The organism is Colwellia sp. C1TZA3, from assembly GCF_007954265.1.
Lineage (GTDB): Bacteria > Pseudomonadota > Gammaproteobacteria > Enterobacterales > Alteromonadaceae > Cognaticolwellia.
Window position 1 is genome coordinate 1 of the sequence record NZ_VOLS01000038.1, and the last position, 22,717, is coordinate 22,717.

Annotated in this window: 15 protein-coding genes and 1 pseudogene; 8 read left to right on the top strand and 8 right to left on the bottom strand. The window is 38.6% G+C overall.

Features of this window, described 5'->3' with window-relative positions:
• Positions 1-223: 223 nt before the first annotated feature.
• From ESZ39_RS11815 to ESZ39_RS11830, 4 genes are all read right to left on the bottom strand, one after another.
• Positions 224-1,723 (bottom strand): tryptophan halogenase family protein, encoded by a 1,500-nt coding sequence (locus ESZ39_RS11815; protein ID WP_146880106.1) that lies wholly within the window; start codon positions 1,721-1,723, stop codon positions 224-226.
• A gap of 61 nt (positions 1,724-1,784) precedes the next feature.
• Complete coding sequence (locus ESZ39_RS11820; protein ID WP_146880107.1) at positions 1,785-3,302, bottom strand: tryptophan halogenase family protein; 1,518 nt, start codon at positions 3,300-3,302, stop codon at positions 1,785-1,787.
• Complete coding sequence (locus ESZ39_RS11825) at positions 3,299-4,837, bottom strand: tryptophan 7-halogenase (RefSeq protein WP_146880108.1); 1,539 nt, start codon at positions 4,835-4,837, stop codon at positions 3,299-3,301. The genes ESZ39_RS11820 and ESZ39_RS11825 overlap by 4 nt, the downstream gene beginning before the upstream one ends.
• 43 nt (positions 4,838-4,880) lie before the next feature.
• Positions 4,881-6,392 carry a tryptophan halogenase family protein gene (locus tag ESZ39_RS11830; protein ID WP_146880109.1) on the bottom strand — a complete coding sequence of 504 codons (1,512 nt, stop codon included), beginning with the start codon at positions 6,390-6,392 and terminating at the stop codon, positions 4,881-4,883.
• A 322-nt stretch (positions 6,393-6,714) separates the two neighbouring features.
• On the opposite strand from ESZ39_RS11830, the gene ESZ39_RS11835 reads away from it, so the two are divergent.
• Positions 6,715-9,957: a TonB-dependent receptor gene (locus ESZ39_RS11835; RefSeq protein ID WP_191321774.1), complete on the top strand. Its 3,243-nt coding sequence runs from the start codon at positions 6,715-6,717 to the stop codon at positions 9,955-9,957.
• 348 nt (positions 9,958-10,305) lie between these two features.
• Positions 10,306-10,446, top strand: coding sequence for an NrtR DNA-binding winged helix domain-containing protein (locus tag ESZ39_RS18325; RefSeq protein ID WP_317615713.1), 141 nt, complete (start codon positions 10,306-10,308; stop codon positions 10,444-10,446).
• Positions 10,447-10,466: 20 nt separating this feature from the next.
• Here the strand turns inward: ESZ39_RS18325 and ESZ39_RS18395 are convergent, their stop codons facing one another.
• Positions 10,467-10,655: a hypothetical protein gene (locus tag ESZ39_RS18395; protein WP_411266878.1), complete on the bottom strand. Its 189-nt coding sequence runs from the start codon at positions 10,653-10,655 to the stop codon at positions 10,467-10,469.
• A 9-nt stretch (positions 10,656-10,664) separates the two neighbouring features.
• Positions 10,665-10,922, bottom strand: a pseudogene (locus ESZ39_RS18400) (Gfo/Idh/MocA family protein); the annotation flags it as partial.
• A gap of 306 nt (positions 10,923-11,228) precedes the next feature.
• On the opposite strand from ESZ39_RS18400, the gene xylB reads away from it, so the two are divergent.
• The 6 genes from xylB to ESZ39_RS11875 all read left to right on the top strand — a co-directional run bounded on the left by xylB (position 11,229) and on the right by ESZ39_RS11875 (position 20,090).
• Positions 11,229-12,686 carry a xylulokinase gene (gene xylB / locus ESZ39_RS11850; protein ID WP_146880112.1) on the top strand — a complete coding sequence of 486 codons (1,458 nt, stop codon included), beginning with the start codon at positions 11,229-11,231 and terminating at the stop codon, positions 12,684-12,686.
• 28 nt (positions 12,687-12,714) lie between these two features.
• On the top strand, positions 12,715-14,034 hold the full coding sequence (xylA, locus tag ESZ39_RS11855) for a xylose isomerase (RefSeq protein WP_146880113.1): 1,320 nt from the start codon (positions 12,715-12,717) through the stop codon (positions 14,032-14,034).
• A gap of 114 nt (positions 14,035-14,148) precedes the next feature.
• The gene (gene tal, locus ESZ39_RS11860; RefSeq protein ID WP_146880114.1) at positions 14,149-15,102 is read left to right on the top strand and encodes a transaldolase; all 954 of its coding nucleotides are present in this window, start codon (positions 14,149-14,151) and stop codon (positions 15,100-15,102) included.
• A gap of 147 nt (positions 15,103-15,249) precedes the next feature.
• Positions 15,250-17,268: a transketolase gene (tkt, locus tag ESZ39_RS11865; protein ID WP_146880115.1), complete on the top strand. Its 2,019-nt coding sequence runs from the start codon at positions 15,250-15,252 to the stop codon at positions 17,266-17,268.
• A gap of 126 nt (positions 17,269-17,394) precedes the next feature.
• Positions 17,395-19,044: a glucose-6-phosphate isomerase gene (gene pgi, locus ESZ39_RS11870; protein WP_146880116.1), complete on the top strand. Its 1,650-nt coding sequence runs from the start codon at positions 17,395-17,397 to the stop codon at positions 19,042-19,044.
• Between the two features lie 71 nt (positions 19,045-19,115).
• Positions 19,116-20,090: an aldose epimerase family protein gene (locus tag ESZ39_RS11875; protein WP_146880117.1), complete on the top strand. Its 975-nt coding sequence runs from the start codon at positions 19,116-19,118 to the stop codon at positions 20,088-20,090.
• A gap of 149 nt (positions 20,091-20,239) precedes the next feature.
• Here ESZ39_RS11875 and ESZ39_RS11880 read toward each other — a convergent pair whose 3' ends face one another.
• Positions 20,240-21,589: an MATE family efflux transporter gene (locus ESZ39_RS11880; protein WP_146880118.1), complete on the bottom strand. Its 1,350-nt coding sequence runs from the start codon at positions 21,587-21,589 to the stop codon at positions 20,240-20,242.
• Positions 21,590-21,668: 79 nt separating this feature from the next.
• Complete coding sequence (locus ESZ39_RS11885) at positions 21,669-22,709, bottom strand: LacI family DNA-binding transcriptional regulator (RefSeq protein WP_146880119.1); 1,041 nt, start codon at positions 22,707-22,709, stop codon at positions 21,669-21,671.
• Positions 22,710-22,717 lie beyond the last annotated feature (8 nt).

Genomic DNA, 22,717 nt, shown 5'->3' on the forward strand with positions numbered 1-22,717 from the left:
ATGTGATAGTAAAACTCAACGATAGGCCAAGAAAGAAAATAAATTACCAAACGCCAGCCAAATTAATGGCTGAACATAGAGTGGCAATAGCTGCTTAGCGGTTATGCACTTCAGAGTTGAATCTAAGATTTAAATAAAGTAATACCACAACAAAAAATTAACTTAGCTAGTAAATTAAGCGTCTTTAGTACATAAAGTCTTTTCTGTATTGTTGGCCCGCAAACTAAAGCAGCTTCGCCAAAAATTCATCATGCGATGGCATAATGCTTAAGCATTTTTGTGTCACGGTGTGAATTTCAGCCATACGCCTTTCCATCTCTTTTTCTTCTAAAATATTCGCGATAGGATGATAACGTTGCGGGTGAATACCTTGACCATTAAATACGGCAAACCAACTGCTGTGATTAAATAACACTTTATCTTCGCTATATAAGCGCGCGTTTTCCTTGTATATAGCGATGCGCTTCTCTAACGACACGGGAATATCCATTTCGCGTACGTAGTCCCAAAAAGGGCTATCATCCCGTGTAGTTGCTTTATAATGCAGAATTAAGAAATCTCTAATTTGCATATACTCAGCCTTGGTACGTTCATTATAGTAATCAATATCCGGTTGATTAAATGACATATCTGGGAAGTTCGTCATTAATCTTGCAATAGCGGTTTGTATTAAGTGGATCGATGTTGATTCAAGCGGCTCTAAAAAACCAGAAGAAAGACCTATCGACACCACATTTTTGTTCCACGTCTGCTTTCTAATACCTGTTTTAAACCTCAACTGACGAGGATCTGATATTGGGGCGGTATCAAGGTCTTTGTTTAGGCTTTCGATTGCATCCTCGTCACTTAAAAATTGGCTTGAGTAAACATAGCCATTACCCGTTCTCGACTGCAGAGGAATCCGCCACTGCCAACCTGCCGCTTTAGCCGTCGCTCGAGTATATGGAGGAAGCTCGGCCATACGCTCGCTAAGGCGTGTAACAGCACTGTCACAAGGCAAGTAATGTGACCAGTCATCATATCCAGTTTTTAACGTTTCTTCGATCAATAAGCCCTTAAAGCCAGAACAATCAATAAACAAGTCACCCTTAATACATTCGCCATCTTCCAATGTAACCGATTCAATATGGCCAGTATTTGCAGCTTGAGTGACGTTAACAATTTTTCCCTCGGTTCTAGTGACCCCGTTCTTTTCCGAAAAATCCCGTAAAAAGGCAGCATATAATACCGCGTCAAATTGAAACGCATACGAAAGCGCACTCAGTGGACTACCCTGCAACTCAGGACGTGCAGGCATGTATTTTCCCGCCTTGGCTGCTTGAATCTGTAGGTTAAATTCGTCGATTGGCTTGGCAGTACCTGCTTGCTGTTGGCGTAACCACATATGATGAAAATGAATACCTTCCATATCCATACCATAAGGGCCAAATGAATGAAAATAAGACTCACCACGTTTATGCCAGTCAACAAACTCTATCCCGTATTTGAAGGTCGCATTTGTTTTTTTAATAAAGCTATTTTCATCTATGCCTAACAGTCGATTAAAATACTGAATATGCGGGACGGTGGCTTCCCCAACGCCTACTGTGCCTATCGATTCAGATTCAATTACGCGTATATTAATTTTTTTACTACCGAGTAGTTTCGACATCCCTGCTGCTGACATCCACCCTGCAGTTCCACCACCGACTATGACGACATTTTTAACGTCCATACTTTGCATAAAATTACCTATTTAATTAACGTCTAAACTACCTACTTAATTACCTGCTTAACCTTAGAATTTAAACCGAAGAGCCAGCATAGTTTTTTATAAACTCGGCATGCGTTGGCATTTGCAAGCTTGTTTGTTGCATTGCACGTTGCATACTTTGTAAGCTCTGTTCAATGTTTTGAATAGGCACACCAAGCAACATTGGGTCAGCTGTTTCAGGATATATGTTTTGACCCAACATAACGGCTACCCAGCTAGAAGTTGAGAATAACTCGTGATCATCTCTAAATACTCGTCCAGCGCACTGAAATAATTCCATTTTGTGTTGCAAAGAGTCAGGTATCAACATGTTTTTACAATAGCGCCAAAACTCACTGTCTGTGCGTTGTGTAGCTTTGTAATGCAATATAATAAAATCTCTAACTTGATGAAATTCACGAGTCATTAAACGATTGTATTCTTCTACTACTTTAGGAGCCGGCGTTAAAGACGGATATAACGAAATAAATCGGCTGATCCCTTGTTGTATTAAGAAAATAGAAGTCGATTCTAAAGGTTCTAAAAAACCGCTCGCAAGACCAATTGCCAAACAGTTTTTATGCCAGAATTTATCGCGGCACCCCGTGGTAAATCTTAGGGTACGTGGATCAGAAAGTGCTGGAGCATCAAGTCCCTGCATAAGTATATCTGTAGCTTGCTGATCATCCATAAAATCAGTGCTATAAATATGGCCATTTCCAGTTCTATGCTGAGTCGGAATACGCCATTGCCAACCAGCGGTTTTGGCCATCGACTTAGTGTAAGGTAGTAATTTACCACGGCGTTCACTTGGCACTGCTTGAGCACTGTTGCATGGCAGCCACTTTGACCAATCGTGAAAAGGTACCCCCAGTGTTTCACCTAACAACTTAGACTTAAAACCCGTGCAATCTAAAAAGAAATCACCCTCAACACGCTCATTGTTTTGCATGACAAGTGCAGAAATATTTTCAGTTTGCTCATTAAGTAAAACCTGATCGATACGCCCTTCGATTCGTATTACGCCGCGCTTTTGGGCGTAGTTTCTTAGAAACAAAGCGTATGCAGTGGCATCAAAATGGTAGGCATAACCAATTTGCGATAAAAGTGAACGTGGATTATCGTTAGGTAGCGCAAACTTCATACTTTTAGCGGCTACCGCACACATGCTGTATTCTTCCAAACTATTGGTGTTTCCCGCTTGCCTTGTATGCAGCCAATATTGATGAAAATCAATACCGTTCATGTCTGCGCCGTGGTTACCAAATGGATGAAAGTATTTATCTCCAAGTTTACCCCAATCACTAAACTCTATGCCCAGCTTAAAAGTAGCGTTGGTTGCCTTTAAAAATTCCGCTTCATCAATGCCCAACATGCGATTGAAGCTTATAATATCGGGAATGGTCGCTTCACCTACTCCAACCGTGCCAATTTCTTCAGATTCTACTAGTACAATTTGTACATCATCAGGTCTTAACATGCTTGAAAGCGCCGCCGCAGACATCCAACCTGCAGTTCCGCCGCCAGCGATAACAATTTTGCGGATACGATTGGTAGATGACTGATTCATGATTGCCTCTTTAAATAATTCAAAAACTTTTGTGTATATAGTGAACAGGGTGGCATCTTGGGCACCATGGCTGCTATTGCATTTTTTGTATGCAATAAATGCTGTTTAACATCTGAATTGTCGATGTTGTCACAAAGACTATCGAGGCGTCTTGGAAAACGCCGCATACCAAAGTGAAGTATTATCCAATCTTCGGTATTGAAAGGCTCATAGTCGTATGAAACCATTAATCCACGGTGCAAATATTGTGCTAATTTTCTGTCAAGTAATGCCTGCGTATCACTATCAACATCACTAGCAAGAAACTGATTTTTCGTGGAATGCTCATGTTGTAAAAAATGCCTTGTATCGGTCAATGCCAAGTTAAATAGTCTAGCGTGTTGAACATCCAATCTATAGCGCCGATTGTACTCTTTTTGTTCTATTCGCATATTATTCGAGATAGGAATTAGCTCTAGGAGGCGTTCTATATCAAGCTTAAGCAATCTAAACGGTGCATTTGAAAATGGCTCAAGAACAGCTGCACTCAGGCTGATTGCAACACAATTACCTACCCAAGCTTGCTCTTGTGCACCAATGTCAGCGCTAATTGATGCAATTGTGTTGGCAGAATTTTTATTTTCTGCCGACGTCTCTTTAGCACTATTTTCAGCACTATCTACAAAACTAGCCGCTTTTAATACCTGGCTAGAATTTTGTAAATAAAGCGTCGACTGCCAAGCATTCACATGTCCCGACACTATGTTACATGGTTTCATCTGGGTGTCATTTTCGTTAGTTAATAATGAAAGGTTTATTTTAGAATGTACTCGCTTTTTTACACCCAAAGTGCTCATTAACCTAGCGTCAGTACCCGAACAGTCAATGAACAAATCGGCCTCAATGCACGAGCCATCATTTAGTCGCAAGCTAGTAATATGCTCATCCACAACCTTGGCTTCTAAAAGATCTGATTGAATCAGTCTTATTTTTCTCTGCTTAATCTTACTTAGCAGAAACAGGGCGTAATTTTGATAATCAAAATTATATCCATATTCAGCCCTAGACAATGGCGATGCCGGTTGATTTTGCGGTGGGTGAGCAAACTTATCATGTAAAGCAGATTGGGCGCCCACTAAGTATGCTTGCAAGTTTTGTTTGTGTTTTAACAAGACCTGGTGGAAGTCCATACCGTACTGCGAAGTAAACGGTAAACTAAACGCTTGCACCCAGTCGAATTTCTCCCCGTTCCAATTTTGATAATGCGTTCCAAACGAAAAACTTGAGTTAGTTTCTTGAAATAACTCTGGTTCAGAAATATCCATTGCCAGATGAAGATTATAAGCATCAGGCGGACTCGTACCACCATACAAAATATCGCTATGCGCCTGATCAGCAGGTAATATCAGGGAAAGCGTAACGTGATCTGCAAGTGCGTTATGGATTGTTAGAGCTGATATAAAAGCAGCAATGCTGTGGCCATATATCACGATATCTAGCTTTTTCGAATTCGGACTATTAACGGAGTTGGCCTCGTGCACTTCATTTTTATTCATTTACAATATTCCTTACGACATTCCTTGTGATGCATCGGCAAAGTCATGATAAATAGCGGTTCAAAAAAGCCTGATGTCCTTCAGCCTGATGTAAACCTAGCTTGATATCTTCTCGCATCGCATTTGCTTTAGAGCGTATATCATTAGTACCAAACGCTTGTACCCTAGGATCGACATTATGCGGTATCAAATTTTGTCCAAGCAAAACTGCAACCCAACTTGGTGGTAAAAATGCGCCTATTTCATAGCGTTGAATGTAGGCTCGATGCATCCACGAATCTAGTTTTTCTTGCAAACTATCTGGAAGTGTCATATTTTTAAAATATGCCCACATAGGGCTATCACTGCGGTCATTTGCAACATAGTGTAATAATAGAAAATCTCGAATACGCTCATATTCTAAGCCCATCTGAGCATTGTATTCTGTAATATCTAGTTCATCTATTGTTAGTGTATTTGAGGTGGTTTGTTGATCATCAAACGCTGGAAATAGCTCGATTAACTTAGTAATGCCTTCTTGAATTAAGTGAATGGATGTAGATTCAAGTGGTTCTAAAAATCCTGCCGATAATCCGATAGCAATAACATTTTTCTTCCAAAAATGATTTCTACGGCCTGTTTTAAACCTAAGTTTACGAGGTTCAGCCAACACTTTTCCGTCTAATTGCTCTAAAAGTGTATTTTGTGCAGCATCGTCACTAATAAACTGACTGCAATACACATGACCATTTCCGGTACGATGCTGTAAAGGAATTCGCCATAACCAACCAGCTTCTTTAGCTGTTGAGCGCGTAAAAGGAGTTAACTGCTGCGTTCGTTCACAAGGCACAGCAATAGCTCGGTCACAGGGTAACCAGTTAGACCAGTCTTGGTAGCCAGATTGCAGACTTTGTTCAATAAGCAAACCACGAAAGCCTGAACAATCAACAAATAGGTCGGCGCTAATACGTTGGCCATTCTCAAGTGTTAATGCTGAAATATTTCCATTTGTCTCATTTAATGAGGTGTTAACGACTTTACCTTCTATTGTATTAACCCCGAGTTTGCATGAAAATTCGCGTAAGTATTTAGCATACAAGCTTGAATCAAATTGATAGGCATAACCAAAAGAGTTTTTTAAATCTGGTGCTCCTAACTCAGGTATAGTGAATTTGTTGGATTTTGCGGCGGCAATACCAAATGCATAGTCTTCTAATTTACCCATGTCATTATTTTTTTGAGCTAACAGCCAATACTGATAAAAGTCGACTGAATTTATTTTTTCGCCAAAGTCACCAAAAGGATGAATATAACTCTGTCCCTTGGTTCCCCAGTCAACAAACTCGATGCCTAGTTTAAATGTTGCTTTGGTTTTACGCATAAAATCGCGCTCGTCTATGCCTAAAGTCTGATTGAAGAATCTTATATGTGGCAAAGTGGCTTCACCAACCCCAACCGTGCCAATTTCTTCAGATTCGACAAGGGTAATTTGAAGCTTTTGTCTTGAAAATTTCTTTGCAAGTGCTGCCGCTGTCATCCATCCAGCAGAGCCTCCTCCCACTATACATAAGTGCATAATTCGACCTGTTTTTTATTACTAAATTTCGCTTTAGTTCTCATAAATACCACAAACAAAAAAAACATTGTGAATAAAGGTGAAATGATGTTATTGATAATATGTTCGCGCTAACATTTTATTATTAAACATATAGTATAATGTAAATAAAATCGAGAATTATAAAAATAATTTGTTAAAGCACCTTATTGTCATAATGAATATATTGTGTTAAAAATGTAATTGTCATATAGACAACAATAAAATAAATATAAAATAATCGGGGAATTATATGTTTAATAAAAAGATATTAGCTACCTCCATCATAGCTGCGATAGGATCAATGACCCTATCAACTATGGGGTATGCTGAAGAAAGCGAAGCGAAGGAAATAGAAGTTAAAAGCGAAGCGAAGGAAATAGAAGTTATTAGCGTTACCGGTATTCGTGGTGCACTAGCCAACGCAGCTGAAATTAAACGTGAATCATCAACATTTGTCGACTCAATTACCGCATCTGACGCATCTGCCATTCCTGACTTGTCAGTTGCTGAGGCTCTTTCGCGTATACCAGGTCTTACTGTTTCTCGTTTTACCGCTGGTGGAACTGCGGGCGATTTTCCTTCTCCAGAAGGTTCAGGTAACTTAATTCGTGGTCTTGGTTTTATTCGTTCAGAATTTAACGGACGCGATGCGTTTTCAGCAAACGGCGGCAGAGCTTTAGATTGGTCTGCTATACCTACACAACTTGTCGGGCGTGTAGACGTTTACAAAAACCAACAAGCTGACCTTATCGAAGGCGGTATCGGTGGAACAATTAATCTACAAACACTTGCACCATTCGATAATGAAGACGGTGTAGCGCAAATTTCTGTTGATACTGTTTATACTGATATACGCGAAGAATTTAGCCCAACATTTAGTGGTATATTTGGTAAAAACTTTGATACCGATAACGGCAGATTTGGATTTGTAGGCTCATATTCTTCATCTGAATTACAGTCAAACATTAATGGTTACCAAGCAGGTTCGCTTGTTCCTCGCGATAATATCCCGGCCTCTAGTTTTGCTGATGGTCAAGAGCCTTTAGGTACTGTTGCTTTAGCACCTGGTTTCAATTTACGTACAAACGAAGTTGATCGCGATAGAGAAAGTATCTACCTTGCCGGTCAATGGCGCAGTGCTGATGACAGTGTTGAAGTATTGGTTAAATATGTAACCGTAGAAAATCGGGTTAATGGTCTTGAACGCACCTCTGAGTGGTATGCAGACGCTGAGACGGTGAGATCAGGAGGGGTAGAGGTTAGTGATTTAGTGGTGTCACCATTTGAGTCAGGCGGTATTCCTTTATGTAATGGTAGTAACGAAAGTCCTTCCGGCGAATGTGACGCGCTAATACCCGTTTCAGGTGGTTTAATGGAAGAAGGCCTGATAACAGATGATTTTCGAAGCTGGGCTGGCGCGTACGGATTGCGAGTGTCTAATCTAGGCATAGGCAAGCAAGAATATTCAGAAACTGATGATGTTAGCATTAACGTTAAATGGCGTGCTACCGACCAATTGACGGTAGAATTTGATGCCCATAGAACAACGGCAGAAGCCTCTTTCGAAGAACAATGGATTGGTGTAAATACATTCTTAAACGTATTTTCTCGTCCTAGTTTAGATAACCCATATTTAGAATTTTCTGTTGATCCGCGTAATAACATCACTAACCGCATCGAAGATCTTGGCACAGTTCAAGGTTCGAACTTAGCGCCAACTAGTCCGGCGGATCCTGGTGGTTCTTATATTGGTTTTGCAAACGACACATTCAAAGAAGGCAAAGGTGATTTACATGCGGCTAAGCTTGACGTTGAATATGCACTTGAAGACACAGACGGTTGGTTTCAGTCTGTTAAAATGGGCGTACGCTACTCTGAACGTGAACAAATCAACAAAGAAGCAGGTGGCAACTGGAAAGGCGTCACTCCATTATGGGGCGGTGGGGTAGCACCTTTAAATTCGTTAGAGAAAAATATTTACGAAGAAGTGGATTTCAGTGATTTCTTTCGTGGTGGTGTTGTAGGTGGTGAAAATACCTCATTACTTTATGCTAATGCTGACTTGTTGCGTAACCCACATTTATTCTACGATTACTTACAGTCTGAACCTGATTTCTCACATTCACAATATTCGCCATTCGCGGCTGATACTAATCTTAACCCCGATAATCCAGCTAGTTCGGACCTACTTCGTCGCTCAAGAGATGGTAACTATACTAAAATTTATCAACCAGGCGGTATTGCAGATGTTGTTGAAGAGACCATCAATTTATATGCTATGGTAAATTTTGCTCAAGACTTTGACAATGGAATGTATTTATCAGGTAATGTAGGTTTACGTTACGTTAAAAACAAATTGGGTTCAAATGGGGTGCTTAGTTATAACCAATTTGGCATAGATGAACAGGAAGGTGATTATACTGTCGAGATAGATGGAGTAGAGCAAACTTTCCCTTACCCAGTTGAAGATACAGATGAAATAAATGATTTTTTGCCTGAGACAGAAGCATATTTACAAGCAGCAGACTCTTCTCGAAGAGTTGACGTATCAGAAGAACATTGGTTACCTTCAATAAATGTTAAATTGAACCTTAACGATGATATGCTCATCCGTTTTGGTGCGAGCAAAGGTCTTACTCGTCCAAACATGTCCGACCTTAGTGCGACCCAGTCAATAAGTGCCAAAACGAGTGTATCTCGTTTCGCGAATGTTGATCCCAATGACCCGGATTATGATCCTAATGACCCGGCTAATGCTGTACCTCGTGGATTAATCGATGGCAGCTTATCAAATATTCGCATAAATGGCGGTAACCCAGACCTTGTATCGACTACAGCGAATAGCTATGACATTTCATATGAATGGTACTTCGAAACAGGCTTTGTTACCTTTGGTGTGTTTCATAAAGATATTGAAAACATCGTGCAATATGGCGTAAAGCCGGTTGACACTATTAACTTAGACAATACACAAGTTAATGTTAACTTCAACGGTCAACTTAATTTAGCCGAAGCTGAGGTATCAGGTTTTGAAGTCGCTTATCAAGACTTCTTTACTAGTTTACCAGGCATATGGGCCAATTTTGGTATTCAAGCCAACTACACCTTTGTTGACGCGTCGGCAACACCACCGCCACAGTTTTTAGATGCTGATGACGATGGAGTACCTGATTCGGCTGATACTACTTTCCGTTTCGGTTTAGATAATCTGCTTGGGCAATCAGAGCATACAGGTAATCTAATTGGTATTTATCAAGATGATGATTTAGAAGTTCGTTTAATTTATAACTATCGTTCAGAGTATCTAAATTCATATCGTGATTTTGTAACTGGTAACCCAGTTTTTCAAAAAGCCACTGGATTCTTTGATGCGTCTGTTAGATATCACTTTAGTGACAATTTAACGGCGAATTTGCTAGTTGCCAACATCACCGATACGAAGAACCAATCAGAAACACAGGTTGATGAAGCAGGTACACGCTATCAGCGTTCAAGCTTCTTGAATGATCGCCGTATACAAGTAGGCCTAACTTATAATTTTTAACTTGAGCTGTTAATAAGTATATTTAAGTAAAAGAGGGAGAGGTTAAACTCTCTCTTTTCATTTTCATTTTAGTTAAATCATCAATACACTTATTACCCACAAGTAAAAATGAACCTGTAAGTATCCAGCCTGCCGAATTATTTCTATTGTTTTTTATTCCTGAGTTAAGCATGAAGAAACTAATTTAATTAGTGGTAAAAATGTACTTGAGTGTAAATTGTTTGATGTTTACAACTCTGCTACTTTAGTGTTCGATCACAACGATATTCTAGCTGGGGATTTAAATTACTTAAAATACAAAGTACGCCATGAGTCCAGTGTTTTTAATTCATTACCTGAAAGTTTACTTTGCTTGAGTTACAAGAAATTTATGAAGCAATATTAAATAAATCGTTAGATAAACCTAATTTTAGAAGAAAAATTCAAAAAATAAATTTGCTTATCAATTGTAAAGAAAAACAGACAAAAGTTGCACATCGCATCGTTTGAAAAAAATGAGCAAGTGCGAGCTAATAAATGCCCATATCTAATAGACATCCACTTGTTAAGTCAGTTCTATATTCCCGAGATTCTAATTGATAAGGCATAGGGTAACCAAAGTCAGCTTTTATATGTTTAATCTTACCTATGCGCCCTTCTTTCACCCATTGTTTTGCTTTAATAATGGCGGGTAAAAAGTAAGTCCACATCGCTTCCATTAAAAAGAGCTGTTTGTGGTTTGCTAAGTCAATAAGTTGCTTACTTTCTTTACTACTTATGGCAATTGGCTTTTCACACAATACCGATTTTCCAACGTTGAATGCATCACGCACATTATCAACATGGAAATTATAAGGTGTAGCAATATAAACAATGTCTACATCAGGATCATCAAACAACAACTCATAACCTTCAGAAGCATTTTTAATGATAAATGTATTTGCAAAAGCACGCGCATTTTCTATGTTTCTAGCATATACGGCAACTAGCTCTGCGGCATCAACAAATAAACATTAAAATGTTAGCGCTACCTTAACAATCAAATGCACTATCACTCAGCAATGGTGTAAGACTTAATGTTTAAAAAAAATAACACGTCATATAAACAAATATAAAAAATGAAATAGTCAAATAAACAATAAGTTAGGGTACAACCACCTAAAAATAATCATTAAATACGTATTGCAAGCGTGCTAAAAACCTAATAAATAATAGAACAAGGCATTGCCAAATGATTTTCTCAATGATAATGTTAGCGCTAACAAATAAATATAATTCATTAGAGAGTTTTTATGTACTTGGGAATTGATTTAGGTACTTCTTGTGTAAAAGTTATCATTCTTGATGATAACGATGTTTTAGTTGCACAAGCATCTTCACCATTAATCGTTAGCCGCCCTGCACCATTATGGTCTGAACAAAATCCAAATGATTGGTGGCAAGCCACTAATCTTGCTATTGCAGAGTTAAAACAAGGTAACGCTGACAGCTTAAAACAGGTAAAAGCGATCAGCCTTTCAGGTCAAATGCATGGTGCAACTTTATTAGATAGCGATAATATGATTATTCGTCCTGCTATTTTATGGAATGACGGACGTTGCGAGAAACAATGTAAAACCCTTGAAGCGCGCGAACCTAAAACACGCACTATTACCGGCAACATTGCAATGCCTGGTTTCACTGCGCCTAAACTAGTTTGGTTACAAGAAAATGAACCAGAAAACTTTAGTAAAATAGCTAAGGTTTTATTACCTAAAGACTACTTACGCTTTTTAATGACGGGCGATTTTGCATCAGACATGTCTGACAGTGCTGGTACTTTATGGCTTGATGTTGAAAAAAGACAATGGTCTGAGCAAATGTTAGCCGCAACAGATTTAACCATTGCACAAATGCCAATATTATTCGAAGGGATAGAGATTACCGGTTACTTAAATACAGATATTGCCGAGCAATGGGGAATGAACCAGGTACCAGTAATTGCCGGTGGTGGCGACAATGCAGCTGGTGCAGCAGGTATTGGTGTTATTAACCCGAATGAAGCGTTTTTATCATTAGGCACCTCAGGCGTATATTTTGTCGCTAATGAAACATACAACCCTAACCCTGATAGTGCTGTGCATACTTTCTGTCATTGTATTCCCAATACCTGGCATCAGATGTCTGTGGTATTAAGTGCTGCAAGTTGTTTGACTTGGGTAACTAAACTCACCGGTTTTAGTGATGAAAAGAGTTTATTAGATGAAGTAGCAAAACTCGATTTTTCTACCCCTTCATCAGTATTATTTCTACCCTATTTATCAGGTGAACGTACACCACATAATAATCCAAATGCTCAAGGCGTATTTTTTGGCCTTGACCATAATACAGGCCCAGCAGTACTCGGTAGAGCCGTATTAGAAGGTGTCGCTTTTGCTTTCGCTGATGGTCAAGAAGCCTTAATTGCTGCAGGCACACAAATCGATCAAGTCTCTGTTATTGGTGGTGGTGCACGAAGTGCTTTATGGGGAAAAATTCTTGCAAGCGTACTTAACCGCCCTCTGACGTATCGAAAAGGTGCCGAAATTGGTCCCGCCTTCGGTGCAGCACGTTTAGCTAAAATTGGCGTAACCAAATTAGCTGCCAGTGATGTGTGTTATGCCAGCGATGTTGATTTTGTTATCGAACCCGATAAGACAATGCAAGATTACTACACGGCGCAACACAAGAAATATCAACAACTTTATCTAAGCTTAAAAAATAATTTTTAAGCTTTACAGAATTAACTAGGAGTAGATCATGACTGAACAATTTTTTAACAATGTAAGCAAAATCAAATTTGAAGGTGCTAATAGCACTAACCCACTAGCTTTTCGTTACTATGACGAAAACCAAGTAGTACTTGGCAAAACAATGAAAGAACACCTGCGTTTTGCTGCCTGTTACTGGCACAACTTTTGTTCAACTGGTTTTGATATTTTTGGTGAAGGTACGTTTGATCGTCCTTGGATCCAATCTACAGGTAACCAATTACAATTTGCTGAACAAAAAGCGAAAGTAGCGTTTGAATTCTTCGAAAAACTAGGTGCGCCTTACTTTTGCTTTCATGACGCTGATATCGCGCCTGAAGGTAATTCATTACAAGAATTCCATGACAATGTAGATCACATGGCGGGTATTTTTGAAAAAGAAATGAAACGTACCGGTATTAAGCTTTTATGGGGAACAGCTAACTTATTCTCAAATGCACGTTTTTGTGCGGGTGGTTCTACTAACCCTAACCCAGATCTATATGCTTATGCTGCTGCACAAGTTAAGCACGCTATGGATGTGACCCACCGTTTAGGTGGAGAAAACTACGTACTTTGGGGTGGTCGTGAAGGCTACGATACCTTATTAAACACTAACCTTGCACAAGAAGGCGAGCAATACGCACGTTTCCTTAAAATGGTTATTGAACATAAACATAAAATTGGTTTTAAAGGTAAGTTATTAATTGAGCCTAAGCCTCAAGAGCCTACTAAACATCAATATGATTACGATACCGCAACTGTTGCTGGTTTCTTACACAAGCACGGTATTGCTGGTGAAATTCATGTAAACATTGAAGCAAACCATGCAACACTTGCAGGCCATAGCTTCCATCATGAAATTGCTGTTGCTTGTGCTGAAGGTATTTTGGGTAGTGTGGATGCTAACCGTGGTGATATGCAAAACGGTTGGGACACAGATCAATTCCCTAACGATGTTGCTGAATGTACTTTAGTTATGTACGAAATCTTAAAAGCGGGTGGTTTAGATACTGGCGGTTTTAACTTCGATACTAAACTTCGTCGTCAATCATGTGAACGTGATGATTTATTCATTGCTCACATTGGTGGTATGGATACTATGGCACAAGCTTTAGTTAACGCAGCTAAATTAATTGAAGATGCACCATTAACTAAATTTGTTGATGAGCGTTACGCTGGTTGGAAAGGCAAATTAGGTCAAAGCATCATGTCTGGTGATCATAGCTTAGACAGCTTATCTGCACTAGTTTTAGAGAAGAAACTCAGCCCGAAACAAGTATCTGGTCGTCAAGAGCTACTCGAAAACATTGTTAATCGTTACGTTTAATTTTTAAAAAATAATCGTTTACATAACTGAATATAAGGATTGCCAATGATCGATAGTGATCATTCGCAGTCCTTAATTACAGGTACTCATTAAACCTACTTAAGGTTAAATAACATGAATTTATTAGAACAATTAAAAAAGGTAACAAAAGTTGTAGCCGACAGTGGTGATGTAGACTCAATTAAAGCATTAAACCCAGTAGATGCCACAACTAACCCTTCTCTTATTTTACAAGCGGCAAAACTGCCACAATACAAACACTTAATTGATGATGCTATTTCAAAATCAAGCGTTAATGGCGAAGCCGATATCGACGATGTTTGTGATCAGTTAATTGTTAACTTTGGTTGTGAAATTTTAAAGCATGTACCGGGTCGAATTTCTTCAGAAGTTGACGCAAAACTATCTTTTGATACGCAAGCAAGTATTGAAAAAGGTCGTAAGTTAATTGCTCTTTATGAGAAAGCCGGTATTTCAAAAGATCGTGTTTTAATTAAACTTGCTTCTACTTGGCAAGGTATTAAAGCTGCTGAACAGCTAGAAAAAGAAGGTATCGCTTGTAATTTAACTTTATTATTCAGTATGGCTCAAGCCGTAGCCTGTGCAGAAGCTAATGTCACCTTAATTTCTCCTTTTGTAGGTCGTATTTTAGATTGGTACAAGGCGAAAGAAGGCAAAGAATTTATCGGTGCAGATGACCCTGGCGTAATATCTGTTACTCGCATTTACGAATATTATAAAGCTCATGATTACAACACTGTAGTAATGGGTGCAAGTTTCAGAAACACCTCTGAGATAATAGAGTTGGCGGGCTGTGATTTATTAACTATTTCACCCGCATTATTAACACAGTTACAACAGACTGAAGGTTGCTTGGAAACTAAATTAGATGCAACGAAAATCAAAAGCCAGTCTCGTGATGCAATAACAGCTTTGACAGAATCAAGCTTTGCTTGGCAGCACAATGAAGACGCAATGGCCACTGAAAAGTTATCTGAAGGTATTCGAAACTTTGCTAAAGACCAAGCCATATTAGAAGAAATGGTCACAGCGTTAATTAAACAATAATTACATATTTATTGAAGATTGAAATAACCAGTAATTAAAAGCTATCACTGAGTTATTTCAATCATGAATACGTTATTAGTATTTATGTAAAACTAATAACGTATTCATTAAACCTAAGTTAAAACAACAAAATCAAAGGATAAAATCATGACGTCTTCAAGGCAGCATCTCGCTAATGCCATCCGCACTTTAACAATGGATGCAGTACAAAAAGCAAAATCAGGTCATCCCGGCGCACCTATGGGCATGGCAGACATTGCCGAAGTATTATGGAATGATCACTTAAAACATAATCCTTTAAATCCTAATTGGACCGACAGAGATCGCTTTGTATTAAGCAATGGTCATGGCTCAATGTTAATTTATTCGCTACTTCATTTAAGTGGTTATGATTTACCTATTGATGAATTAAAACAATTTAGACAATTACATTCAAAAACCCCTGGTCACCCTGAATATGGTTATACCGTTGGTGTTGAAACAACAACAGGACCATTAGGTGCAGGTATTTCTAATGCTGTGGGTATGGCTATCGCTGAAAAAACATTAGCAGCGCATTTTAACCGCCCTAACTTTGATGTTGTTAATCACTATACTTACTGCTTTCTAGGCGATGGCTGCTTAATGGAAGGTATTTCTCATGAAGTCTGTTCATTAGCCGGTACCCTGGGCTTAGGCAAGTTAGTCGCCTTTTGGGACGATAACGGTATTTCAATTGATGGTGAAGTAGAAGGTTGGTTTACCGACAACACCCCTGCTCGCTTTGAAGCTTATGGCTGGCATGTGATCAGCGACGTTGATGGCCATGACCCGATTGCCATCAATAGCGCCATTGAACAAGCTAAAGCGGTTTTAGATAAGCCAACAATGATTTGTTGTAAAACCACCATTGGTTTTGGCTCGCCTAATAAATCGGGCTCACATGATTGCCATGGTGCACCGTTGGGTGACGATGAAATCGCAGCAGCAAGAGAGTTTTTAAACTGGCCACATGCGCCATTTGAAATTCCACAAGACGTTTATAACGGTTGGGATGCGAAAGCTAAAGGTAATACTGCAGAGTCAGCATGGACTAGCTTATTTTCAGCTTACCAAGAAAGTTACCCTGAATTAGCGAGTGAATTTACCCGTCGTGTTATCGAACAAAAATTACCTGACTCATTTGAGCAAAAAGCAGATCAATATATCAGCCAATGTCAGCAACAAAGTGAGAACATTGCTAGCCGTAAAGCATCACAGAACTCAATTGAACAATTTGGCGCTATTTTACCTGAATTATTAGGTGGCTCTGCCGATCTAGCGGGCTCTAACTTAACCTTATGGTCGGGTTCAAAAGGCATTTCAGCGGATGATGCAGATGGTAACTATCTTTACTACGGTGTACGTGAATTTGGTATGAGCGGCATCATGAATGGTTTGTCGTTGCATGGTGGTTTCATCAACTACGGCGCTACGTTTTTAATGTTTATGGAATATGCACGTAATGCGGTACGTATGTCGGCATTAATGGGTATTCAAAACATATTTGTTTATACCCACGACTCTATAGGTCAAGGCGAAGACGGCCCTACTCATCAACCTATTGAACAAATAGCTAACTTGCGCATGACACCGAACTTAACGACATGGCGCCCATGTGATGCCGTTGAATCAGCGGTTGCTTGGAAAGCGTCAATTCAAAAACAAGATGGCCCAAGTGCATTAATCTTTAGTCGCCAAAATTTACCACATCAACAGCGTGATAGTGCGCAAGTTAATGCAATTGCCAAAGGTGGTTATGTTTTAGTTGATTGTGCGAGCACGCCTGACGCTATTTTAATTGCCACAGGCTCTGAAGTAGGTATAGCAGTTGATGCTGCAAAAGCATTAACCGCGCAGGGGAAAAAAATTCGTGTTGTCTCTATGCCGAGCACTACCCTTTTTGATCAGCAATCAAGTGATTATCAAGAAAGTGTTTTACCTGCATCAATTGCTTCTGTTGTTGCTATTGAAACGGCACATGCTGATTTTTGGCATAAATATGTTGGTAGAACCGGTGAAATTATTGCGATGAGATCTTTTGGTGAATCAGCTCCTGGCGCCGATTTATTGAACCATTTTGGCTTTACCACTGAAAATATTATTTCCACCACATTAACGGTTATTGAGAGAAATAAAATAGCTTAGATTGATACCTCACGTTATCAATCAAATAAAGTTAGCACTAATTACCAACCTCACTAGTTAAGCATTCTATATCGAAGCAAGAGTAAGCCTAACTAGTGAGATTAATATCACATTGGAAATATGAATATGCAACCTAGAACTTCATTGAAAAGCTGGCAGGCATTAGTTGCTCACGCCGAAAAAATGAAAAAACAACACATGAGTGATTTATTTAAAGAAAATCCTCAACGTTTTGAACAGTTTTCTATTAAGTTGGCCCCTTTCTTACTTGATTACTCTAAAAACGTAATCGACAAGCAAACCATGACCAAACTTTTAGAGCTAGCTAAAGAATGTGACATTGAAGGATGGCGCAAAAAAATGTTTGCTGGTGAACGTATAAACCCCACCGAAGACCGTTCTGTATTACATGTTGCTTTGCGTAACCGTTCTCATAAACCCATTACCCTTGAAGGTAAAAATGTTGACGAAGATGTGCAACAAGCACTGAATAAAATGAAAATATTTTCAGACAATATACGTCAAGGACGCTGGAAAGGATATTCAGGGAAACGCATTACCGATGTTGTTAGTATCGGTGTTGGTGGTTCTAATTTAGGCCCTCAAATGGTTACAGAAGCACTTAAACAATATAGTGATAATAGTGTTAATGTCCATTATGTTTCAAATGTTGACGGTACTCAAATAGCCAATGTATTAAGACCTTTAAATCCAGAAAAAACCTTATTCATTGTGTCGAGTAAAACATTTACTACCACCGAAACTATGACTAATGCTAAAACAGCAATGCGTTGGCTGGTTGCTTCTTCATTTGATGACTCAGCCATTGCAAAACACTTTGTTGCCGTTTCATCTAACAAAAAGAATGCGACTGAGTTTGGTATCGAACCAGAAAATATTTTTGATATGTGGGATTGGGTTGGCGGTCGTTTCTCTTTATGGTCGGCAATCGGTTTACCTATCGCAATAGATCTTGGTTTTGAGAAATTTATTGAGCTTTTAGAAGGAGCGCATGATATTGATAATCACTTCTGTGAGGCGCCATTAGAAGATAATGCTCCGGTCATTTTAGCTTTATTAAGTTTATGGAATTGCACCTTTCTAGGGGCACAATCTCAAGCAATACTGCCTTATGATCAGTCTTTACATATGTTGTCCGCATATTTACAACAAGCTGAAATGGAAAGTAATGGTAAGTCTGTTTCTTGGGATGGTGAAACAATTGAATACCCGACTGTACCTACTATTTGGGGTGAGATAGGTATTAATGGTCAACATGCTTTTTACCAATATTTACACCAAAGTAATAATATTGTTCCTGCAGATTTCATTGGCTCTGTGGAGAGTGTTACTCCAGTACAAGGTCATCATGAAACTCTTATGGCTAACTTTTTTGCCCAAACTCAAGCATTAATGCAAGGTGTTAATGAGCAACAAGTTAGAGAAGATTTAAAAGCAAAAGGCAGAACAGCCGAATACATTGATAAAGTTGCGCCGCACAAAGTACATAAAGGCAATAGACCTACCAATACAATTTTGATGGATCGTATATCACCCCGTTCAATAGGGAGTTTAATTGCTTTATATGAACATAAAATTTTTACCCAAGGTATTCTTTTGAAAATCTGTTCATTTGACCAATGGGGAGTTGAATTAGGTAAAGGCCTTGCTAATAATATTCAAGCTGAGTTAGCCAAAGAAACAATAAACGAAAAACATGACAGTTCAACGAAAGGCTTAATGAGCTTTTATCAAGAACGTAAACGGTTGAAATAATTCCCTAGCTTAGGTAAGGCTTATGTTAGGTAATTGGATAGCTAAAAAACAATAAGGAAACTACGTTTCTCATGACGAAAATTAAAACATATGATATCAGTAATCATCAGAATGATAGATTGACCATCATAAACTTTGGCGCACGCCTGACAAGTTGGCAAACCACAGTTAACGATGAAATTCGTAATATTGTTTTAGGGTATAAGACACTTGAAGATTACCTTACAGACCCTTTTTATATGGGCGCAATTGTTGGGCCTTACGCGAATAGAATAGCCTTCGCTCGAAGTACAGTTGGCGGTGAAGAAATTACTTTAACGGCTAATGAAGATCAAAATCAATTACATGGTGGTGACAATGCATTAGCTCACCAATTTTGGCAATGTAGTCAACATGGTGAAAGCTCGGTAACCCTAACCTGCACATTAGCTGATGGGTTTAATGGTTATCCTGGTAGTATTACCGTAGAGGTTAAGTATCATATTTCAGAAGCTAGCGAGTTAATCATCAGCATTCATGCTGAATCGTCGAAACTCACTATTGTTGGCCCAACTGCTCATCCTTATTTCAATTTAAATAAAGAACTTGACCATTATGTTCAGCCTAAAGAACATAATGTACAAATATTTAGCGATCATTACACACCGGTTAATAATAAGGGAATTCCGACTGGCGAAATAAAACCTGTTGAAAATACAGAATTTGATTTTAGACAGTCGCAAGAAGTTTCTTCAAGCAATAACTTACAACAACTTGATCATAACTTTCTTGTTTCATTGACCGATACCACAACGGATTTAAGCTGTTTTAAACTCGCTAGCATTGAGAGTAACGATAAAAAATTAACGCTACACGCTAGTTCAAATTATCCGGCTGTTCAGGTATATACAGGTATGCATTTAAAGGCACCTTTTACCAAAAACCAAGGCATATGTTTAGAGCCACAATTTAGCCCTGACAGTCCTAATCAAGTAAACTTTCCGTTTCATTTTACCTCGCCAGAGCAACCTCTAAATACAATCATTAGTTATAAACTAACGAAGTAAACAAGTATTAGTCAGAGCAATAGTTGGTAGGAATAAGCAGTAGAATAGCTCAGCTTAGGTCACAAGCTGAGCTCAGAGACATAGCAGTTAACAAACTATGTCTTTTAGTAGTAATTTGAAGTGCTAATTTAGAGTACAAATTTAAAACGCTAATCAGCCGCGAGATTTCTTAACCAACGTTTTTGTCTCATTCTAAAGATAAACATTCCTGCTTTACAAACCTCTTCTGAATAAGCTGTAACCACCACCCAAAATAATGGCCATTGAAAGTAAAAAGCGGCTAAAAAAGTCAGTGGAATACTAACAACCCAAAGGCCAATAAAATCGATCAACAAACATTTTTTATTATCACCTCCCGCACGTAAAATCCCCATCGACAATGTCATATTAAGCACTTTAATACAGGTCGAAAATATAATAAGTAAGAATATGTCTGACGCTAATGCCAGGGTATCCTGTGCCATTAGCTTAAACGGCATAAAAATAACATCTTGAAATGAATATATAATTAACGCTAATAAAAACGTGATAATAGGTGACCCAACAGAAAAAACCACACCGGTTTGCCAAGCTTCTTTAAAGTTATTAGCCCCTAACTTATTGCCTACAATAATAGAACAAGCTGAAGAGAAACCAATAAAAAATGCCATTAGTACGCCTTCTATTGGCGTTAACATGCTCATTACTGCTAATTCTTTTGTCCCCATTTGTCCGTAAATTAATTGATAAACAAAGGTGCCTAAAGACCAAACACCAAAGCTGATCATAATAGGAAAAATAAGCTTAATGAATTTTTTCCATTGAACTCGGTCATTAATTTCACTAAAGCTAGCGCGTTGAGGAAAGATGGGATGCGCTATTTTTTTCAAAAAATACACTATCACTAATAGATGCATTAAGCGTGAAATAGTAGTCGCCCAAGCAGCGCCATTAACCCCCATAGGCTCAATACCTAAACCCCCATTAATCAGCCAGTAATTCAAAACAACATTTAGACCAATCGCCAAGGAACTAAACACCATAGGCAACTTTACTTGGCCAGTGCCGCGTAAAGCATTTTCAAAAATAATAATAACTGCAAGAAAAAATAAACTGGGAAAAGTAATCCATAAATATTGCTCGCCAATAGCAATAACTTCAGGATCAGAGCTGGCTAGCATCAATACACTATCGGCATAATAAAAGGCAAGTATAACAATGGGTAAGAGTACGCTTAAAGCAAAGCTTATAGCCATAATAATTGTATTTTTTATTCTGTTAATTTGCCCTGCGCCAAAGTACTGTGAGGATAATACGCCCACACCTGAAGCAATGCCGGTAATAACAATTAAAAATACAAAAAATATACGGTTACTAATACCAACAGATGCAACCGCACTATCTCCAAGATGAGATACCATAATGATATCGATCATCCCAAGTAAGGTAACTAAAATACTTTGTAGTGAAATAGGCCAAGCAAGTTTCGATGCTTTTTTAAAAAAACCGATAGTAAACATTGTGTTAAAGACTCTTAAATAGAGATGAAAATTATAAGCTAGAGTTAATTAGTTGAGTCAACAGAGATTTTTTGGTTGATTACTTCGTTGGAGCTTCAGCCGTTGATTCACGTTCAATAATTTTAAAATCAAGCACATTTCTAAACTCACGATTATTTGCTTTTGATAAATCTGAAAATTTACCTGATGCGATAATATCAATCGCTAACTCAGCCATTTGTTGAATTGGCTGCCTAACGGTTGTTAAGTTAGGAGAAACGGTTACCGCTACATTACCATCATCAACCCCTGTAATTGATAGTTCTGCTGGTACTGCAATCCTATTCAAATTAGCAACAGCTAAAACGGCTGCAGCCATTTCATCGTTTGCAGCAACAATAGCTGTTGGTTTATCGTCTAATGCGAGCATTTTCTTAGCGGCAACTAACCCAGATTCATAGGTAAAGTAACCTTGCTCTATATACTCAGGAGGGACATTAATTTTATTAGAACGTAATGCATCAAGGTAGCCTTGATATCGTAATCGACTTACCCCTTGGTTAGTATTACCAATAATATGCCCTATTTTGGTATGACCTTTACTAATTAATAGCTCTGTCATTTCAAAGCTGGCTTGATAATCGTCCATACATATATAAGGAGATATATTTAATTGTGTATCAGGGGAAATACGAACAAAAGTTATATTAGCTTCTTTCAAAGTAGCGAGTAGTTTAACGTTATCACAAACAGGCGGTAACAAAATTAGTCCATCAACTTGAGTTACTTCTATTAGGTCTGTAACAGACGCTAGCGACTTTTCAATATCGTCATCTATTTCATCAACAATTAAGTGATGCCCTGTCGTTCGACAGCTTTTTAAACCGCGTAATAAAAATTTACTAACATAGGAAGTATCTGAATCAAAATAAAGTAAGCCGATAAAAAAAGACTTATTACTCGCTAATCGGCGGGCTGCAACGTTAGGGCGATAATTCAAGGCTTTAACAGCTTCCATAACCAACTCTTTTTTCGAATTACTCACCTTAGTATCCTGGCTAAGCACTCTCGAGACTGTCATGCTCGATACACCTGCCCTTTCGGCTACATCTTTTATTCGAGCTCGTTTAGATACATTCACTAATATAA